The following is a 13,813-nucleotide window of genomic DNA, read 5'->3' on the forward strand; positions in this document are numbered from 1 at the left end:
GAATCGATAAGGAAGCTGTCATGAAAAAGAGTCTGTTGTTGGTTGCTGCCATGGGCCTGTTGAGTACCTCCGTCATGGCCAAAGAGATCAAGTTCGCCACCGAGGCCACCTACGCACCGTTCGAATACCTGGATGACAAGAACGAGTTTCAGGGTTTTGACATCGATCTGGCGCGCGCCATCTGCGAGCAGGCCAAGCTGGAGTGCAGCTTCCACAACCAGGCCTTTGACAGCCTGATCCCCAGCCTGAAATTCCGTCGCTACGATGCTGCCATCGCCGCCATGGACGTAACCCCTGAGCGCTCCGCGCAGGTCGATTTCTCTGACATCTACTACGAGAACTCGGCAGTATTCGTCGCCAAGAAAGGGGCCTTCAAGGGGCCGGAAGAGATGGTTGACAAGACAGTCGGCGTGCAGAACGGTACCTCTCACCAGTCCTATCTGGTGGATAACTGGGTGAGCAAGGGCCTGCTGACCGTGCCGTACGCCAGCTACCAGAGCGCCTTCCTCGACATGATGAATGGCCGTACCGACGGTGTGTTTGCTGATACCGCCGTTGCTGCCGATTGGCTGAAGCAGCACAAGGAGTATGCGGTGGTGGGTGCGCCAGTGACCGATGCCAAGTACTTCGGTACCGGCTTTGGCATCGCGGTCGCCAAGGGCAATCAGGAGCTGCTGACCCAGCTGAACAAGGGGCTGGCCGAGATCAAGGCCAACGGCACCTATCAGAAAATCTTCGACAAATACTTCGCGCAGTAAGCCATGTTGAGCCTGTTGTTGGATGCAGCCTGGATGACCCTCGGGCTGGCCTTGGCATCACTGGTCGGGGGCATGGTATTGGCACTGGCGTTCAGTGCCGCCGAGCTCAGCAAGAAGCGTGCGCTGGTGTGGCCGGTGGCCACCCTGACCACGCTGATCCGTGGCCTGCCCGAGTTGTTGGTGGTGCTGTTCATCTACTTCGGCTCGACCCAGGTGCTGTTCCTCATCACTGGCGAGTATGTGGAGTTCAGCCCGTTCGCCTGTGGCGTGCTGGCGCTCTCCCTGCTGTTCGCCAGCTATGCGACCCAGACCCTGCGGGCGGCGCTCAATGCGGTGCCTTCAGGTCAACGGCTGGCGGCGCTGGCGCTGGGGTTGAGCAAGAGCCACATCTTCTTTCGCATCGTGTTGCCGCAGGCGTGGCGTCACGCCTTGCCGGGCCTCGGCAACCAGTGGTTGGTATTGCTGAAAGATACCGCGCTGGTGTCGCTTATCGGGGTGAACGAGATGATGCGTCAGGCGCAGATGGCCTCGGCCAGTACCTATGAACCTTTTACCTGGTATGCCGCCGCGGCCCTCATCTATCTGGCTATCAGTCTGGTTAGCGAGTACGGCCTCGGGCTGGCTGCCCGCTACACCCGCCGCTACGGAGGCTAACTGATGCAAGAGTATCTCGTTACGTTGCTGGGCGGTCTTGTCACCACGCTGGAGCTGACCTTGTTCAGCCTGCTGCTGGGGATTGTGCTGGCGGCCCTGATGACCTGGGTGCTGGAGCTGCGCCTGCCGGTGGCGACCCAGCTGGTGCAGCTGTGGGTGCTGCTCTTTACCGGTACGCCGCTGCTCATTCAGATCTTCCTGATTTACTACGGACCGGGCCAGTTCGAGTGGCTGAAAGCCAGCCCGCTCTGGCCGCTGCTCAAGCAGCCCTGGTTCTGCGCCGTGCTGGCGCTGGGTCTCAACACGGCGGCCTACTCCACCCGATTGTTCAAGGGGGCGCTCGATGCCATCCCGGCCGGTGAGGTGGAGGCGTGCCGGGCGCTTGGTTTTAACGGCCGCCAGACCTTGTGGATGAAGGTGCGCCACGCCGCCCGTCATCTGGTGCCTGCCTACTCCAACGAGGTGATCCTGGTGCTCAAGGGGAGCTCCCTCGCCAGTACTATCACCATCATGGACATCATGGGGCTGGCGCAGAGGTTGAACGCCCAGACCTACGATACCCTGGCGGTGTTCGGGGTGGCAGGCGGGCTTTATCTGGCGATGAACGGATTGTTAACAATTGGTTTTCGCTGGTGTGAAAAACGGGCGCTGGCATTCCAATCCTGAGACCTTCAAATCTACCTCTTTCTGGTAAGGAGAAGTGCAGAAAAACTGTGCTTCTCCTCCAACTTTTTGTATTTCCCTCCAATTTTTGCTCCCGCATGTTTCGTGGCTCACAGAACCCGTGACTGCAACTGTTATCAGATTGTTTTTTATGGGGGGATCCATTAAGGTTGGGCGCACAACAACAAACAACCTTAAACCTACGCTTAAACATGGAGTTGATCATGAAAGTTGCCGTTCTGGGTGCCGCTGGTGGCATCGGTCAAGCCCTCGCTCTGCTGTTGAAAAACCGTCTGCCGGCTGGCTCCGAGCTGAGCCTGTATGACATCGCCCCGGTCACCCCGGGTGTGGCCGTTGACCTCAGTCATATTCCTACCGACGTCGCCATCAAGGGCTTCTGCGGTGAAGATCCGACTCCTGCGCTGGTTGGGGCCGATGTGGTGCTGATCTCCGCCGGTGTGGCACGCAAGCCGGGGATGGATCGCTCCGACCTGTTTAATATCAACGCCGGTATCGTCAAGAATCTGGTCGAGAAGTGCGCGGCCACTTGCCCGAAAGCACTGATCGGCATCATCACCAACCCGGTCAACACCACTGTAGCCATCGCCGCCGAAGTGCTGAAGAAAGCCGGTGTCTATGACAAGCGTCGTCTGTTTGGTGTCACCACTCTGGACGTGATCCGCGCCGAGACCTTCGTGGCCGCTGCCAAAGGGTTGAACATCGACAAAGTACGCGTCAACGTGATCGGTGGTCACAGTGGCGTCACCATCCTGCCGCTGCTCTCCCAGATTGAAGGTGCCTCCTTCACTGCTGAAGAAGTGGCAGCCATGACCAAGCGCATCCAGAATGCCGGTACCGAAGTGGTGGAAGCCAAAGCCGGTGGCGGTTCTGCGACCCTTTCCATGGGTCAGGCGGCTTGCCGTTTCGGTCTCTCCCTTATCAAGGGTCTGCAGGGCGAAGCCAACGTTGTCGAGTGCGCCTACGTGGAAGGCAACGGCGAGCACGCCACCTTCTTCGCGCAGCCGGTACTGCTGGGCAAGAATGGCGTCGAGACCGTACTGGATTACGGCAAGCTGAGCGCGTTCGAGCAGGAAGCGATGGAAGGCATGCTGGCTACCCTGAAAGCCGATATCCAGCTGGGCGTCGATTTCGTCAAGTAAGCGGGTCAACCGTGCCAACAAGGGAGCTTCGGCTCCCTTTTGTATTGATGAGATCCGCCCGGCAGGCTAAGGGGATGGGGCTTGGTGCCGATAACAGAGTGCAGCAGGAGATCCTTATGATGAAACCCCTTACCCTTCTCGTTCTTGTCGGTGCATTCACCGCGCCCCTCTATGGTGCCGAGGCGGTATCGGCTGCCGTATCGAGCGATGCGCCTGCAGCAAGTGCATCGGCACCGACAGCAAGCAGTGCTGCGGTGTCAACGGCCCCTGTCTCTGCTGCTACGCCAGCGCCCTCTGAGGCAGTCCCCGTCTTGCTCCCGGCCGAGCCGGTCACACCCGTTGCCAGCAGTGGCGAGGGGGCCGCGCCGCTGCCAAAACCGGCGGAGCCTGCCGCTGTGGTTGCGCCTCCCGCACCTCTGGCCGCTGGCGAGTTGCAGGCGGTGCCGCTCTATCGTCAGGACGAGCTGCTCAACTGGATTGAGCAGGGGCGCCACCTCATTCAGGTGAAGCAGGATCGTTGTCAGCTGACTCAGGATATCGAAGCGCGCGCCTCGGTGATGAAGATCCCGGCCTATCAATTCCTCTGGGGGGATATGCTGGCGTGGGGTGTCTGTACCAAACCCAATGCCGAGATCGGGGTGCAATATATGTGGGAGGCGGCCAATCAGGGGTTGGCGCCAGCGCTGGAGCAGCTGGGCCGCTACTACTGGAAAGGAACTTTGGTGCAGAAGGATTTGGTACGAGCCGAGACCCTGATGCGTGAGGCGGCCAGCCTCGGTTTTCTGCGGGCCCGCATCGAGTGGGTCGAGATGCTGTTGCAGGGGATGGGCAGTCCGCTCGATTATGAGGACGCCTATCGCTGGCTCCATGGCTCCGTCATCGGTGACAAGGCGCTACACCAGAAGGCGGCTAGTCTGCTCAACCGTCTTGGCAACCGGATGCCGGCCAACGTGGTGGCCCGCGCCAAGGCGATGCACTGATCCAAAAAAATGACCCACAGGTCTGCACCTGTGGGTCCGGTTTCAGCCGCCGTGCCATGACAGGCCGGAACCTCCCTCTGTTATATGGCTGCCCGCGCCTTAGAGATCTTGGTGGGGGCCAAAAACTTCGTAATGGAGCTGCCCCGTTGGTACCCCAGCAGCCAGCAGCTGCCGCTTGATCTCTTGCATGAAGCTGACAGGGCCACAGAAGTAGTAGTGGGCCTCTGGCGTGATGCGCTCCTTCACGGCCGTCAGATCCATGGTGCCGGCCAGGTCGTAATCTTCACCCTGTACATCGCTGGCCTCCGGCTCCCGATACCAGACCCGGCTCAGCAAGTTGGGATGCTGGCGGGATTTTTGCTGAGTATCCTCCCGGAAGGCGTGTACAGCGCCCTGTTCGCAGGCGTGCAGCCAGGTGATCTCGGCCTGATGAGCACTCTCCAGCAACTGGTTGAGCATGCTCATCATCGGCGTCACGCCGACACCGGCTGAGAGCAGTACCACCGGGGTCTGGCTGTCGGCTTTCAGGTAGAAATCGCCAGTGGGGGGCATCACCTCGATCTTGTCACCCGCCTGCAGATGATCGTGGAGCAGGTTGGAGACCTGACCCTGTGGCTCACGCTTGACGCTAATGCGGTAATCCTGCCCGTTGGGGGCATCGGAGAGGGAGTACTGGCGGATTTCCTGATATTCCAGTTCGGGGTGAACCAGCTTGATGCTGAGGTATTGGCCCGGTTTGAAGGTCAGTACCGGCTTGCCATCTTCCGGCGCCAGCAGGAAGGAGGTGATGAGGTCGCTCTCGTCTCGCTTCTCCTTGATGATGAAGGTGCGGGTACCTTGCCAGCCGCCATCCTGATTGGCCTTCTCCTGATAGATCTCCCGCTCGCGGCCGATGAAGATGTCCGCCAGCACGCCATATGCCTTGCCCCATGCCGCCAGCACCTCGTCGGTGACCGCACTTCCGCCCAATTCTTTGAGCGTGGCCAAGAGATGACTACCTACAATGTGATATTGTTCCGGCTGGATCAGGAATCCGGTATGTTTGTGCGCAATCCGCTCGACCGCACCGGCGAGCGCTCCCAGATTGTCGATATTCTTTGCATACGCGGCGACTGCATTGAACAGGGCCAGCGGCTGGCCGCCACTGCGTTGGTGGGCCAGGTTGAAGATATCTTTCAGCTCCGGGTTATGGCTGAACATCCGCTGGTAGAAGTGCTGGGTGAGGGCAGGGCCTGCCGATTCGAGCAGCGGAATGGTGCTTTTGATGACGGCAACGGTGGTTTGATCTAGCATAGGGGCCTCGTTCTAATTGAACATATAAAATGTCATTTAATAAGTGGCATCCTAGATGTTTATTTGATTTGAATCAATACTCCACTTTTCGCATCGCGCTAATCAGGTTTTATGAGACTAACCAGTTATACAGATTTTGGATTGAGAGCCCTGCTCTATCTTGCCACCCTGCCGGAAGGGGAGTTGTCGAGCGTTGCCAAGGTATCGGCCCTGTATGGCGTTTCCCGCAACCACATGGTGAAGGTGGTCAATCAGCTGGTGAAGCTGGGCTATCTGCAATCCCAGCGGGGCAAGAATGGCGGCATTCGTATGGCTTGCGATCCCGCCACCATCAATATCGGGCAGGTGATCAGGGCGCTGGAAGGCAATCTGGACGGCATTGACTGCGGCTCGCCCGCTTGCCACATCGTCTCTGTCTGTTTGCTCAAGAGTGCGCTGAAAGAGGCGATGGATGCGTTTCTGGCGGTGATGGACAGCTATACGCTGCAAGACCTGCTGGCCAACCGTGACGAGCTGCAACGGGTGTTCGGCGAGTTGATCCCGACGCTGGTGCTTGAGCCGGATGATGAAGATGAGCAATGACGATGAGCAATAGAAAAGGGCTGCCACTGGCAGCCCTTTTTCAATCTTGCGAATCCGACTCCGCCCGGTACGATGCCGGCATGATCCGCGCCATCTTCACCATGTTATTCTCTACATCGAGGATCTCGATAGGATAGCCAGCAAGCCGGATACCTATGTTGGGCTGGGGGATCTCCTCCAGATATTCGAGGATCAGACCGTTGAGGGTACGCGGGCCGTCGATGGGCAGGTGCCAGTTCATCTCCTTGTTCAGCTCACGGATGCTGGCTGAGCCTTCCACTAGGAAGGAGCCGTCCGGTTGGGGATGGATCTCGTCGCTCGGCGCTGGCGTCATGGAGGTGGTGAAGTCCCCCACGATCTCTTCCAGAATATCGTCTAGGGTGATTAGCCCCTGAATATCGCCGTATTCGTCGACGATCAGGCCAATTCGCTCCTTGTTGCGCTGGAATTTGGCCAGCTGCACGTTAAGTGGGGTTCCTTCCGGAATGAAGTAGATCTCGTCCACTTCCCGTAACAGACTCGATTTGTTGAACTGGTCCCTGGCTACCAGCCGCAGGGCATCGCGCGCGTGTAAAAAGCCGACAACGTCGTCGATATTGTCGCGATAGAGCAGGATCTTGGTGTGAGCGCAGTGAGCCAGCTGGCGCTGGATGCTTTTCCAGTCATCGTTGATGTCGATGGCGTAGATATCGCTGCGCGGTACCATGATGTCTTCGACCAGCATCTTGTCGAGATCAAGGATGCTGAGCAGCATCTCCTGATGACGCTTGGGGATCAGGTTGCCTGCCTCGTTGACGATGGTGCGCAGCTCCTCGGTATTGAGGGAGTCATCCTTGTGGGGATTGATCTTCAGCATCTTGAGCAGGCCGCTGGTGATGCCGTTGATCAGCCAGACCAGCGGCGAGAGCGGCACCATCAGTCCCTTGAGGATCCAGGAGGCGGGATAAGCGATCTTCTCCGGGAACATGGCGGCCAGCGTCTTTGGTGTCACTTCACCGAATACCAGAACAACCAGTGTCAAGCCGAAGGTGGCGATGGCGACCCCGAGATCACCAAACAGCCGGATACAGACGATGGTGGCGATGGCAGAGGCGAGGATATTGACCAGATTGTTGCCGATCAGGATCAGTCCCAGCAGGCGATCAGGGCGGGCGAGCAGTTGCTCGACGCGACGTGCGGCTTTGTGTTTGGTCTGTGCCAAGTGCCGCAGCTTGTAGCGGTTGATGGACATCAGACCGGTTTCGGAACTGGAGAAGAAGGCGGATAAGAGGATCAAGATAACGAGAACAATCAGTAATGTGCTCGTTGAGATACTGTCCAAAAAGGGCTCCTGTTGGGTGGTATGGCTAAGTATGTCAGCTCAACAGCACTTCTTTGACGAAGCGGCTGCCAAAGTAGGCAAGGGTCAGGATGAAGCTGCCGATCAGACTCAGCGTGATGACTTTGCGACCGCGCCAGCCATAGGTGTGGTGACCCCACAAGAGCAGAACATATACACACCAGGCCAGAATGGAGAGTACCGCCTTGTGTGATTTGCCTTGGGCGAACATATCTTCGAGAAAAAAGAGGCCGGAGGCGATGGAGAGGGTCAGCAGCAGCACCCCCGCAGAGATAAGCTGGAACAGCCGCTTCTCTACCGTCATCAGTGGCGGCATCGCTGGCAGGTTACTGATTTTTCTAGATTTAAGCTGCTTGTCCAGACAGGCAAGCTGCAACGCAAACAGGCAGGCGATCATTAATACCGCATAGGCCATCAGGGCGAGGCCAATGTGCAGCAGCAGCTGGGGATGGGCCTCCAGATGGGTTATGTAGCGACCCGGGATCAGGGCACTGGCAGCCAGCAGTAGGGCCGAGAAGCTGTACACTACCGGCAGCAGGATCCAGCCGTTGAAGCGACGAGTGACGCAGGTCATGAAGCAGCTGATGATGAGACTCACCAGCGAGGCGACGTTGAGCATGCTCAGGTTTTGACCTGAATGGGTCACCATTACTTCACTGGCAACAGACGCACCATGGGCGACCAGCGCCAGTCCTACGCAAGCAAACAGGGGGGCGTGCCCGACTTGTTTGGCATTGAGCAGCAGGTGCAGTGAGGCGATGATGGCCAGCAGATAAAACGCCAGGGCCAGAACAGAGATCACGATCATAACCAGGTCGTTGTTACACAAGCATTTAGGGATACAAGAGGAGCAGTATACCTTGCACAAGATGTGCTCGCCAGTTGTGCAATGGCCGATCTGCCCATATATAGGGACGAAGCATCGATGAGTGGCTCCGCGGTGAATAATCGTCCTCGCGGCTGCTCTGGGTTATAATGCCCTCCATTTACAACGCCAAGAACCGGAATGCGTCATGTTTGAGAATTTGACTGAACGACTCTCGCGCACCTTGCGCAATGTCAGTGGCCGCGGCCGTCTGACCGAAGAGAACATCAAGGAAACCCTGCGCGAAGTCCGCATGGCGCTGCTCGAAGCGGATGTCGCCCTGCCGGTGGTGCGTGATTTCGTAGCTCGCGTCAAGGAGCGTGCCGTCGGCCAGGAAGTGGCCAAATCCCTGAGCCCGGGTCAGGCGTTCATCAAGATTGTGCACGGCGAACTGGTCACTGTAATGGGTGAGGCCAACGAGCAGCTCAATCTGGCTGCCCAGCCGCCCGCCATTATCCTGATGGCCGGTCTGCAGGGTGCCGGTAAAACCACCACGGTCGGCAAACTGGCCAAGCTGCTCAAAGAGCGCAACAAGAAGAAGGTGCTGGTGGTCAGTGCTGACGTTTATCGCCCAGCAGCGATCAAGCAGCTGGAGACCCTGGCGGGTGACATCGGCGTCGACTTCTTCCCGAGTGACGCCAGCCAGAAGCCGGTCGACATCGCCACCGCCGCCATCGATCAGGCGCGCAAGAAATTCTATGACGTGGTGATCGTCGATACCGCCGGCCGTCTGCACGTCGATAGCGAGATGATGGCCGAGATCCAGGATCTGCACGCCACCATCAAGCCGGTCGAGACCCTGTTCGTGGTGGATGCCATGACTGGTCAGGATGCTGCCAATACCGCCAAGGCATTTAATGAAGCACTGCCCCTTACCGGTGTGATCCTCACCAAGGCGGACGGTGACGCCCGTGGCGGTGCCGCGCTGTCGGTACGCCATATCACCGGCAAGCCGGTCAAGTTTATCGGTATGGGCGAGAAGACCGATGCACTGGAGCCGTTCCACCCTGATCGCCTCGCCTCTCGTATCCTCGGCATGGGCGATGTGTTGTCGCTGATCGAGGAAGTCGAGCGTAACGTCGATAAAGAGAAGGCCGCCAAGCTGGCCAGCAAGGTCAAGAGTGGCAAAGGCTTCGATCTCGAGGACTTCCGCGAGCAGTTGGCCCAGATGCGCAACATGGGCGGCATGATGGGCATGCTCGACAAGCTGCCCGGCATGTCCGGCTTGCCGGACAACATCAAGGATCAGATGGATGACAAACTCACCGTGCGGATGGAGGCCATCATCAGCTCCATGACGCCGAAAGAGCGTGCCCATCCCGACCTCATCAAGGGCTCTCGCAAGCGTCGTATCGCTGCTGGTTCCGGCATGCAGGTGCAGGACGTGAACAAGCTGCTCAAGCAGTTCACAGAGATGCAGCGCATGATGAAGAAGATGTCCGGCAAGGGCGGCATGCGCAAAATGATGAGCCAGATGAAGAACATGCTGCCACCGGGATTTGGTGGCGGTCGCGGTCCGTTCTGATTATCCGGAGTTAGGTATTGAGCGAGGGTCTGCGAGTTGCAGGCCCTTTTCATTGCCACCTTGCGCAAAAAATGGCTGGCTTGGTTGCAATTATTACGAATCCAAGTAGAATTATGCGGCTTATTTTAAGCTAGGGTCCGCGTGTTTGCGGGCCTTGTTCATTAGATGTTAATGAGGACGATATGGTAACCATTCGTTTACAACGTGGTGGCGCGAAAAAGCGTCCGTTCTACCAGGTAGTAGTTGCTGACAGCCGTAACGCCCGTGACGGTCGTTTCATCGAGCGCGTTGGTTTCTTCAACCCGGTTGCTTCTGGTAACGCTGAAAAGCTGAACCTGGACCTGGCTCGCATCGAGCATTGGGTTGGTACTGGTGCCGCTGTTTCTGACCGCGTTGCCAAGCTGATCAAAGACGCTGCCAAAGCTGCTTAATCAGCCAAACGGTAAGGAGTTAAGGTGGAAAAACCTGTAGTTCTGGGCACCCTGGGTACCGTTTACGGCATCAAGGGCTGGCTTAAAGTGAACTCCTTCACCGATGTTGCCGAAGCGATTTTCGATTACAACCCCTGGCTGATCAATCAGAACGGGGTGTGGCGTGAAATCCAGGTTTCATCCTGGAAGCGTCACAACAAGGGTCTGATCTGCAAACTCGATGGTATCGACGTGCGCGAGGATGCCCTGGCATTGACCAATGTCGAGATTGGTGTAGCCGCCGATCTGTTGCCTGCGTTGCCTGAGGGCGAGTTCTACTGGCGTGACCTGATTGGTTGCTCGGTAGTGACCACCAAGGGATACGACCTGGGCAAGGTGACCGAATTGATGGAAACCGGCTCCAACGATGTGTTGGTGGTTGAGGCCAATGTAAAAGATGCCTTTGGTGCGAAGGAGCGGTTGATTCCGTTCCTGGAAGAGCAGGTGATCAAGAATATTGATCTGACTGCTCGAACAATCGAAGTTGATTGGGATCCTGGTTTCTAGTTTCCCGCGCTAACACGGGTGCCGGAGGTTTCTTATGTGGATTGGGGTGATTAGCCTCTTCCCTGAAATGTTCCGAGCCATTACCGAGCACGGGGTAACGGGTCGGGCCGTCAAGAGTGGCCTGCTGCAAATTGAGTGCTGGAACCCTCGGGACTTTACCCACGACAAACACCGTACGGTCGATGATCGTCCTTATGGTGGTGGGCCCGGCATGTTGATGATGGTTCAGCCGCTGCGTGACGCGATTCATGCAGCCAAGCAAGCGGCGGGAGACGGGGCGAAAGTCATCTATCTCTCTCCTCAGGGGCGCAAGCTGACTCAAGCGGGCGTTACCGAGTTGGCGACGAATCAGAAACTGATTCTGGTAGCCGGTCGATACGAAGGTATCGATGAACGCGTGATACAAACCGAAGTCGACGAAGAGTGGTCTATCGGGGATTACGTGTTAAGTGGTGGCGAGTTGCCTGCCATGACCCTGATCGATGCGGTTTCGCGTCTGGTCCCGGGGGTTTTGGGCGATCAGGCCAGTGCCGAGCAGGACTCCTTTACGGATGGCTTGCTGGATCATCCCCACTATACTCGGCCGGAGGTGTTGGATGGGTTGGCGGTGCCCGAGGCGCTGACAAGCGGCAATCACGAAGTGATTCGACGCTGGCGTCTCAAACAGTCGCTCGGACGAACCTGGCAAAGAAGGCCGGAACTTATTAACAACCTAGCTCTGACTGACGAGCAAGAATCACTTCTTGCCGAGTATGTCCGCGAAGTGCGTGACAGCGTTAAGTAGAGTTTTCAGTTTATCCTAGGTAAGGAAAGACAATGAGCAAGATTATTCAGCAGCTTGAACAAGAGCAACTGCGTACCGACATCCCGGCTTTTGCCCAGGGCGACACTGTACGTGTTCAAGTTCGTGTTAAAGAAGGTGGTAAAGAGCGTCTGCAGGCTTTCGAAGGCATCGTTATTGCCAAGCGTAACCGCGGTCTGCACTCTGCTTTCACCGTTCGCAAGATCTCCAACGGCGAAGGTGTTGAGCGTGTATTCCAGACTCACTCTCCGCTGATCCACAGTGTAGAACTGAAGCGTCGTGGTGATGTTCGCCGCGCCAAACTGTACTACCTGCGCAACCTGTCCGGTAAAGCTGCTCGTATCAAAGAGAAGCTCAACTAATTCGATTCGAATTGGTGTGGGTATGTCGGCGAAAAGCTCGACAGGTAGTGAAAAGGCTCGCCAATGGCGAGCCTTTTTTGTATCCGTCTATTGGCTCTCTTGCTGCCATTACTGGATCACTCGCACCACCGAGTTGTCGCGCCCGAAGGGGCCTGGCACATAGTCGTCCGCAGCCCAGTCATTCTCGTAGAGGGTTTCCCCTGCCGGTGTGATGAGCTGGTAACAATATTCGAAGTACCCCGGGCCGTCGGTCGGCAGATTGAGGGTGGTTTTGAACTCGCCGCTCTTCATGCGTTTCAGTTCGACCGGTTGCCACTGGGTAAACTCGCCGATCAGCATCACCTGTTCCGCCCCTGCGGCCGCCTCTTTCTCTACGGTAAAGGTCACCTTGACCTCGGGCTTGGACTTCAAAAACTGTTTGATCAGTGGCATGACGCCTCCTTGTCTGTGAGTTAAAAATGGCTCCTGTCTATTTTTATATCACCATATGACAAAGATGTTGATAAGGCAGATCAAGTCGGCAAGGCAAAATAGCGTTGCAGCAGGCTGTGGGTGAAATCGATCTTGAGATAGAAGCCGCGCGGCAAGGTCATAATGGGTTGACCATCGCGGCCGATGGCGCGAGTCAGCGCCTTGTTGTTGGCAGCCTTGGGGCGCAGTTGCATCACCTGGCCGTGGCGTGCGCTGATCTGCTCCACTTCTCCCAGCACTATCATGTCCATCAGCTCCTCCCAGTCCTGACGCAGTAGCCGGTCTTCCTCTTCATTCGGGCTCCACATCAGCGGCATGCCGACTCGCCGCTCGCCAACCGGGATCTCCCGACTGCCTTCCACCGGGATCCAGAGTACCCGTGACAGCTTGTTGCGCACGTTTGACTCCTCCCAGCGCTGACCGCTGACGCCGATCAGCGGGGCGACGCAGACGAAGGTGGTCTCCAGCGGTTTGCCTTGAGGATCCACGGGGATCGTCTTGAGTTCGATCCCCAGCTCCGGGAAGTCCTGTTCCGGCTTGCTCCCTGCGCTGGCCCCCAGTTGCAGCTCGATCAATTGACCGACCCAGCCCTTGTCACGGCGCAGGTCTTTGGGCACCACGGCGCCAGCCTCGGCGGCCAGCTGCGCCAGCGTGAAGCCCGCCATGGCATAGGCGCGGCTCAATAACTCCTGCTCGGATCGGGGATTGCTTGACATAGTTGGCTCCATCTTGCTCGCCATATTCTAACAGGGGAGGATCCCGAGAAGGATCGCTGTTTTTATAACCGATCCTGAGTGGATAAGAACAAATGCAGAAAATTTAGGGAATGACATCTCATCATTATGATTTTAAAGGATTTTGTCTATTTTATCGAGCACTCTTCCAAGTCTGGTTTGACCTCGAAATAGTTGTCCAAGGGTTTGTGCATGATGTTACACACAGTTATCCACAGAAATCTTGGATAAGTGGATGAAAGTGGGTGGAGTCGCGGGTATGTTACAAAAAATTGTGAATGCCACCCCATTTTTACAGGGTTAACGGGGTAGATATTGTGCCACTCCTGTGGATAATTTCGCCGAGGTGGATCTTTGAGCAGTTGAACTTGTTCACAATCCGGATCATGGATCTGGCGCGTGGAGTGACATGGATCTAGATCCAGTTGTCATGTCCTAAAACAATGTAAAATAATAGTTTTTTATATATCATGTTGCATGTTGATGCGGAGAGTCACTTTTCGCGTACAGTTAAAAAGTACTGTATATACCCGTTTGCTAACAGCTTTATACACAGTCTGGGTGGGCAACTTGGGGGAGTGGATCCTTGGATTTGTTTATAAGTATGTTTGAAATTGAAAGTTATTCATGAAACAGAGGATTCACTCC

At 56.7% G+C, this 13,813-nt stretch carries 16 protein-coding genes; 11 read left to right on the forward strand and 5 right to left on the reverse strand.

Annotated features, from left to right (window positions below; translation table 11 throughout):
* Window positions 1-20: 20 nt before the first annotated feature.
* The 5 genes from G5367_RS10445 to G5367_RS10465 all read left to right on the forward strand — a co-directional run bounded on the left by G5367_RS10445 (window position 21) and on the right by G5367_RS10465 (window position 4,215).
* Complete coding sequence (locus tag G5367_RS10445) at window positions 21-758, forward strand: transporter substrate-binding domain-containing protein (RefSeq protein ID WP_019445594.1); 738 nt, start codon at window positions 21-23, stop codon at window positions 756-758.
* A 3-nt stretch (window positions 759-761) separates the two neighbouring features.
* On the forward strand, window positions 762-1,412 hold the full coding sequence (gene artQ, locus G5367_RS10450; RefSeq protein WP_123173800.1) for an arginine ABC transporter permease ArtQ: 651 nt from the start codon (window positions 762-764) through the stop codon (window positions 1,410-1,412).
* A 3-nt stretch (window positions 1,413-1,415) separates the two neighbouring features.
* Window positions 1,416-2,078, forward strand: coding sequence for an arginine ABC transporter permease ArtM (gene artM / locus G5367_RS10455; RefSeq protein ID WP_139494932.1), 663 nt, complete (start codon window positions 1,416-1,418; stop codon window positions 2,076-2,078).
* A 221-nt stretch (window positions 2,079-2,299) separates the two neighbouring features.
* Complete coding sequence (gene mdh / locus G5367_RS10460) at window positions 2,300-3,235, forward strand: malate dehydrogenase (RefSeq protein WP_005340384.1); 936 nt, start codon at window positions 2,300-2,302, stop codon at window positions 3,233-3,235.
* Between the two features lie 395 nt (window positions 3,236-3,630).
* Entirely contained in the window at window positions 3,631-4,215 is a 585-nt protein-coding gene (locus tag G5367_RS10465; RefSeq protein WP_337073247.1) for a flagellar protein MotX, read from the forward strand.
* A gap of 99 nt (window positions 4,216-4,314) precedes the next feature.
* On the opposite strand, the gene hmpA is transcribed toward G5367_RS10465, so the two are convergent.
* Window positions 4,315-5,508 (reverse strand): NO-inducible flavohemoprotein, encoded by a 1,194-nt coding sequence (gene hmpA, locus G5367_RS10470; RefSeq protein WP_337073208.1) that lies wholly within the window; start codon window positions 5,506-5,508, stop codon window positions 4,315-4,317.
* Window positions 5,509-5,619: 111 nt separating this feature from the next.
* On the opposite strand from hmpA, the gene G5367_RS10475 reads away from it, so the two are divergent.
* Window positions 5,620-6,090: an Rrf2 family transcriptional regulator gene (locus tag G5367_RS10475; protein ID WP_005340388.1), complete on the forward strand. Its 471-nt coding sequence runs from the start codon at window positions 5,620-5,622 to the stop codon at window positions 6,088-6,090.
* 40 nt (window positions 6,091-6,130) lie between these two features.
* On the opposite strand, the gene G5367_RS10480 is transcribed toward G5367_RS10475, so the two are convergent.
* Entirely contained in the window at window positions 6,131-7,411 is a 1,281-nt protein-coding gene (locus tag G5367_RS10480; protein ID WP_005341388.1) for an HlyC/CorC family transporter, read from the reverse strand.
* A 34-nt stretch (window positions 7,412-7,445) separates the two neighbouring features.
* Complete coding sequence (locus tag G5367_RS10485; protein WP_041233962.1) at window positions 7,446-8,237, reverse strand: cytochrome C assembly family protein; 792 nt, start codon at window positions 8,235-8,237, stop codon at window positions 7,446-7,448.
* Window positions 8,238-8,442: 205 nt separating this feature from the next.
* Between G5367_RS10485 and ffh the strand changes: the two genes are divergently transcribed.
* The 5 genes from ffh (at window position 8,443) to rplS (ending at window position 11,960) form a co-directional block, all read left to right on the forward strand.
* The gene (gene ffh / locus G5367_RS10490) at window positions 8,443-9,819 is read left to right on the forward strand and encodes a signal recognition particle protein (protein ID WP_216980077.1); all 1,377 of its coding nucleotides are present in this window, start codon (window positions 8,443-8,445) and stop codon (window positions 9,817-9,819) included.
* A gap of 182 nt (window positions 9,820-10,001) precedes the next feature.
* Window positions 10,002-10,250: a 30S ribosomal protein S16 gene (gene rpsP / locus G5367_RS10495; protein ID WP_005341383.1), complete on the forward strand. Its 249-nt coding sequence runs from the start codon at window positions 10,002-10,004 to the stop codon at window positions 10,248-10,250.
* A 24-nt stretch (window positions 10,251-10,274) separates the two neighbouring features.
* Window positions 10,275-10,796, forward strand: a complete 522-nt coding sequence (gene rimM / locus G5367_RS10500; protein ID WP_011704630.1) for a ribosome maturation factor RimM — start codon at window positions 10,275-10,277, stop codon at window positions 10,794-10,796.
* A gap of 34 nt (window positions 10,797-10,830) precedes the next feature.
* Entirely contained in the window at window positions 10,831-11,580 is a 750-nt protein-coding gene (trmD, locus tag G5367_RS10505) for a tRNA (guanosine(37)-N1)-methyltransferase TrmD (protein ID WP_005308699.1), read from the forward strand.
* A 32-nt stretch (window positions 11,581-11,612) separates the two neighbouring features.
* On the forward strand, window positions 11,613-11,960 hold the full coding sequence (rplS, locus tag G5367_RS10510; protein WP_005313505.1) for a 50S ribosomal protein L19: 348 nt from the start codon (window positions 11,613-11,615) through the stop codon (window positions 11,958-11,960).
* A gap of 108 nt (window positions 11,961-12,068) precedes the next feature.
* On the opposite strand, the gene G5367_RS10515 is transcribed toward rplS, so the two are convergent.
* Window positions 12,069-12,392: an isoamylase early set domain-containing protein gene (locus G5367_RS10515; RefSeq protein WP_421244049.1), complete on the reverse strand. Its 324-nt coding sequence runs from the start codon at window positions 12,390-12,392 to the stop codon at window positions 12,069-12,071.
* An 80-nt stretch (window positions 12,393-12,472) separates the two neighbouring features.
* Entirely contained in the window at window positions 12,473-13,147 is a 675-nt protein-coding gene (gene mutH, locus G5367_RS10520) for a DNA mismatch repair endonuclease MutH (RefSeq protein ID WP_005341375.1), read from the reverse strand.
* Window positions 13,148-13,813: the final 666 nt, after the last annotated feature.

Origin of the sequence: Aeromonas sp. 604282, from assembly GCF_049170575.1 — a bacterium.
Classification (GTDB): Bacteria; Pseudomonadota; Gammaproteobacteria; order Enterobacterales; family Aeromonadaceae; genus Aeromonas; species Aeromonas veronii_A.

What these genes read in the sequence shown, in the direction of transcription:
- G5367_RS10445 (WP_019445594.1), top strand. Translation starts at nt 21, where the DNA reads ATGAAAAAGAGTCTGTTGTTGGTTGCTGCCATGGGCCTGTTGAGTACC.
- artQ (WP_123173800.1), top strand. Translation starts at nt 762, where the DNA reads ATGTTGAGCCTGTTGTTGGATGCAGCCTGGATGACCCTCGGGCTGGCC.
- artM (WP_139494932.1), top strand. Translation starts at nt 1,416, where the DNA reads ATGCAAGAGTATCTCGTTACGTTGCTGGGCGGTCTTGTCACCACGCTG.
- mdh (WP_005340384.1), top strand. Translation starts at nt 2,300, where the DNA reads ATGAAAGTTGCCGTTCTGGGTGCCGCTGGTGGCATCGGTCAAGCCCTC.
- hmpA (WP_337073208.1), bottom strand. Translation starts at nt 5,508, where the DNA reads ATGCTAGATCAAACCACCGTTGCCGTCATCAAAAGCACCATTCCGCTG.
- G5367_RS10475 (WP_005340388.1), top strand. Translation starts at nt 5,620, where the DNA reads ATGAGACTAACCAGTTATACAGATTTTGGATTGAGAGCCCTGCTCTAT.
- G5367_RS10485 (WP_041233962.1), bottom strand. Translation starts at nt 8,237, where the DNA reads ATGATCGTGATCTCTGTTCTGGCCCTGGCGTTTTATCTGCTGGCCATC.
- ffh (WP_216980077.1), top strand. Translation starts at nt 8,443, where the DNA reads ATGTTTGAGAATTTGACTGAACGACTCTCGCGCACCTTGCGCAATGTC.
- rpsP (WP_005341383.1), top strand. Translation starts at nt 10,002, where the DNA reads ATGGTAACCATTCGTTTACAACGTGGTGGCGCGAAAAAGCGTCCGTTC.
- trmD (WP_005308699.1), top strand. Translation starts at nt 10,831, where the DNA reads ATGTGGATTGGGGTGATTAGCCTCTTCCCTGAAATGTTCCGAGCCATT.
- rplS (WP_005313505.1), top strand. Translation starts at nt 11,613, where the DNA reads ATGAGCAAGATTATTCAGCAGCTTGAACAAGAGCAACTGCGTACCGAC.
- G5367_RS10515 (WP_421244049.1), bottom strand. Translation starts at nt 12,392, where the DNA reads ATGCCACTGATCAAACAGTTTTTGAAGTCCAAGCCCGAGGTCAAGGTG.
- mutH (WP_005341375.1), bottom strand. Translation starts at nt 13,147, where the DNA reads ATGTCAAGCAATCCCCGATCCGAGCAGGAGTTATTGAGCCGCGCCTAT.